The following is a 2,767-nucleotide window of genomic DNA, read 5'->3' as shown; positions in this document are numbered from 1 at the left end:
CCCCGACGCAACGGACTGGCCTCGCTCGGGATGACTGTGATCACCGCCACGAGGCGGCAGGTGCTCGATTGCGATGAGATGGATCGGCTCGCGCACGTCGTCGCTAAAAAGCTCGGAAGGCGGTTGCGCATGGGCGGACGCGAGTGGACGCGGGCGCGTGCCGAGCTTCGTCGTCAGCTTCTGCGATTTGGCGAAGGGCGGGGGCTCGGGTATGTCGGGCGCAGGTGCGAGGGTGATCGGCGTCCTGCCGACGGGTGGCGCTGCTGACGGCGCGCTTCGCGCTGACAGGGCCGCGTCAACGGTGGTTTGGCGGAGGGGGCGGCCCCTCGCCGAGCCGCCCGGCGGGGTCCGTGTCAATCCTGGTTCAGCAGAGAGTTCGGCCCGAACTGGCACGGATCGCGTCTTGTGCATAGGTTTTCCTTCGAAAAAGCCCGCTGAAGGGCCGGTGGCGGTTTTGGCGAGAGTCTCGAACTGGGGAAACGCTTTCGTTGGGATGAGAAGGCGCTTGGTGGCCTATGCACAAGACGCGATCCGTGCCGCTTCGAGGCGATGGGCATGCGCTCGGTGCCGGCTGGACGGCGCGGCGGCCGTCCCGAGGATGCGCGGCAGCCCGTCCTCGCTGCGCGGCGGCGCCCCCGCTACTTTCCGAACGCGTCCTCTTCCCGTTGCTCCTTTCGCAGCATCCACGCCAGAAGGAGGGCGGTGGCAGCGGTCCACAGGGCGGTCGTGATAAGGGCGGTCAGCAGCGCGGGCAAGGGGTCGCCGCCGACGACGAGCGCGTGCACGAAGGGAAACGCGCCGCCGTTGGGAAGGTACGGCGCGAGGGGCGCGGCGGCCTCGGTGCCGGAGAGGAGAAACGGCAGCATGCCCACGATGAAGAGGGGGACCGACAACGTCATCGTGGACATCTGCGTGCGGGCGCGCAGCCCCAGGGCGGCGCCGGCGAGGATGAGCGGCAGCTGGCTTGCGATGCTGATGAGCGCGATGGGAAGCGCGACGGTCGGATCGGGAAGCAGCAGAAGGCAGCATGCCGCGCACGACACGGCGAACGCGGCGAACCCCGACGCGAGGCGCGCGGCGACGGTCTGGCCCCGCGTCACGCCGCAGCGCAGCAGCGTGCCGAGCGCTCCTTTCTCCTGCTCCTCGGCCATCGCGTACATGACGAACATCGAGGACGCCATCATGGCCTCGAACATGACGGCGTAGAGCATCGCGGTCGCGACGAGCGCCAGGGCGTCGGGGGAAAGCCCGGACTGCTCGGCCCAGACGAGGCGGAAGAACAGCGAGCACAGCACGGGGATGGCGGCGCTCAGCGTCATCGCGGGGTTGCGCGCGAGGTCGGCGAGGTACTTGCGGGCGAGGACCGCTGCGGCGCGCAGGGGCCGCAGCGCACCCGGGGCCGGGGCCGTCATCGCGGTCCTCCTTTCGCCGCATCGCCTTCGCGCCCGCCGCGCGCGGGGCGCTCGGGCTGCCCGCTTCGCCCGCCCTGCGCCTCGCGGGCCGCGCGGGCCTCGCGCGTGAGGCCCAGTCGTTCGTGCAGCTCCTGCGCGCGTCCCTTGGACAGCGGAATGGAGGTGCGGTTCGCATCGTTCAGCGTGAGGTTGAAGCTGTTGCGCGTGTAGCGCTCCACCTTCGCCACCCGCTGCGCGTTCACGATGTAGGAGCGGTGGCAGCGGAAGAAGCCGAAGCGCGAAAGCTCCTCGTCCAGCTCGTCCATCGTGAGCGGGGTGGGGTAGAGCGAGCCGCGCACCGACACGTGGTTTTGCTTGTTGGCGCTTTCGATGAAGTCGATCTCGCGCGGGTCGAACAGGAGCGTGGCCGCGTCGGCCTTCGCGGGGATCTTGCACACGCGCACCTCGTCGAACGCTCCGTCGTCGGGGGCCGCGGGGCCGTCGTCCTCCTCGCGCGCCACCTCGATGAAGCGCCCGTCCTCGCACCACAGGGCGACGCCCGGCATGAGCAGCGCCTCGCGCAGGGGCTGCAGCGTGGTGACGAAGCGGCAGCCGCGCTCCTCGGCTTCGGACATCCATGCGAGCGCGCTCGCGCGCCCTTCGGCGTCGAGGTCGGACAGCGGGCGCTCGATCAGGCAGACCTCCGGCTGGAACAGGCTCGCGCGCGCCAGCCGCACGAGCGCGGCTTGGGAGGCGGGAAGGTCGCGCAGATTGGCGCGGGCGATGCCGCGCAGGCCGAAGTGGGCGACGGCGTCCTCGTGATGCACGGCGCCGCCGGCCAGCTGGCTGAAGAAGCGCAGGTGGGAGGTCACCGTGTCGCGCGGGCAACCCGCGTCGGCCTCCAGCGCGAACGCGCAGCGGCGCGTGGCGAAGCGCCGGCGCACGGCGCGCGCCAGCTCGATCGACGTCTCGCGGCCGCATTCGATGTGCGCGCTCTCGCCAAGGTCGGCGAGCAGCTTGTCTGCGGAGGCGTACTCGGTCACGGAGCCTCCCCGTTTACTCCGCGCGGTCGGCCGGGACGATCTCGAGCCAGCAGCCGTCGGGATCCTCGATGAAGTAGATGCCCATGCGCTCGTTCACGAAGCACACGCAGCCCATCTCCTCATGCAGGGCGCGTGCCGCGTCCATGTCGTCCACCTCGAAGGCCAGGTGCGTGTCGCGCCCGCCGTTGACGTAGGGCTCTGTGCGGCCGCGGTTCCAGGTGAGCTCCACCTGGAAGTCGGTTTCGTCGTTGCCGATGAACACGTTTTCCCACGAGCCGTCCTTTGGCCCCATGCGGCGCTGCACGGTCAGGCCGAGCGCGCGCTCGTAGAACG

The 2,767-nt window shown here is 70.4% G+C and carries 3 protein-coding genes and 1 pseudogene; 1 reads left to right on the top strand and 3 read right to left on the bottom strand.

Going from position 1 to position 2,767, the window contains the following annotated elements; translation table 11 throughout:
* A pseudogene (locus ACWKY3_RS10185) lies at positions 1–267 on the top strand (hypothetical protein); the annotation flags it as partial.
* 371 nt (positions 268–638) lie between these two features.
* Here ACWKY3_RS10185 and ACWKY3_RS10180 read toward each other — a convergent pair.
* The 3 genes from ACWKY3_RS10180 to ACWKY3_RS10170 form a co-directional block, all read right to left on the bottom strand.
* Positions 639–1,412, bottom strand: a complete 774-nt coding sequence (locus ACWKY3_RS10180; RefSeq protein WP_449316297.1) for a hypothetical protein — start codon at positions 1,410–1,412, stop codon at positions 639–641.
* Positions 1,409–2,434 (bottom strand): LytTR family transcriptional regulator DNA-binding domain-containing protein, encoded by a 1,026-nt coding sequence (locus ACWKY3_RS10175; protein WP_449316296.1) that lies wholly within the window; start codon positions 2,432–2,434, stop codon positions 1,409–1,411. Before ACWKY3_RS10175 ends, ACWKY3_RS10180 begins: the two co-directional genes overlap by 4 nt.
* Positions 2,435–2,447: 13 nt before the next feature.
* On the bottom strand, positions 2,448–2,767 hold a 320-nt coding region (locus ACWKY3_RS10170; RefSeq protein ID WP_449316295.1), incomplete at its 5' end, for a VOC family protein.

This window comes from Rubneribacter sp. (assembly GCF_965361815.1).
This window is presented reverse-complemented; position numbering and strand designations above follow the sequence as displayed.

Excerpts from the sequence above, each read along its gene's own strand:
- ACWKY3_RS10180 (WP_449316297.1), bottom strand. The coding sequence starts at position 1,412 with ATGACGGCCCCGGCCCCGGGTGCGCTGCGGCCCCTGCGCGCCGCAGCG.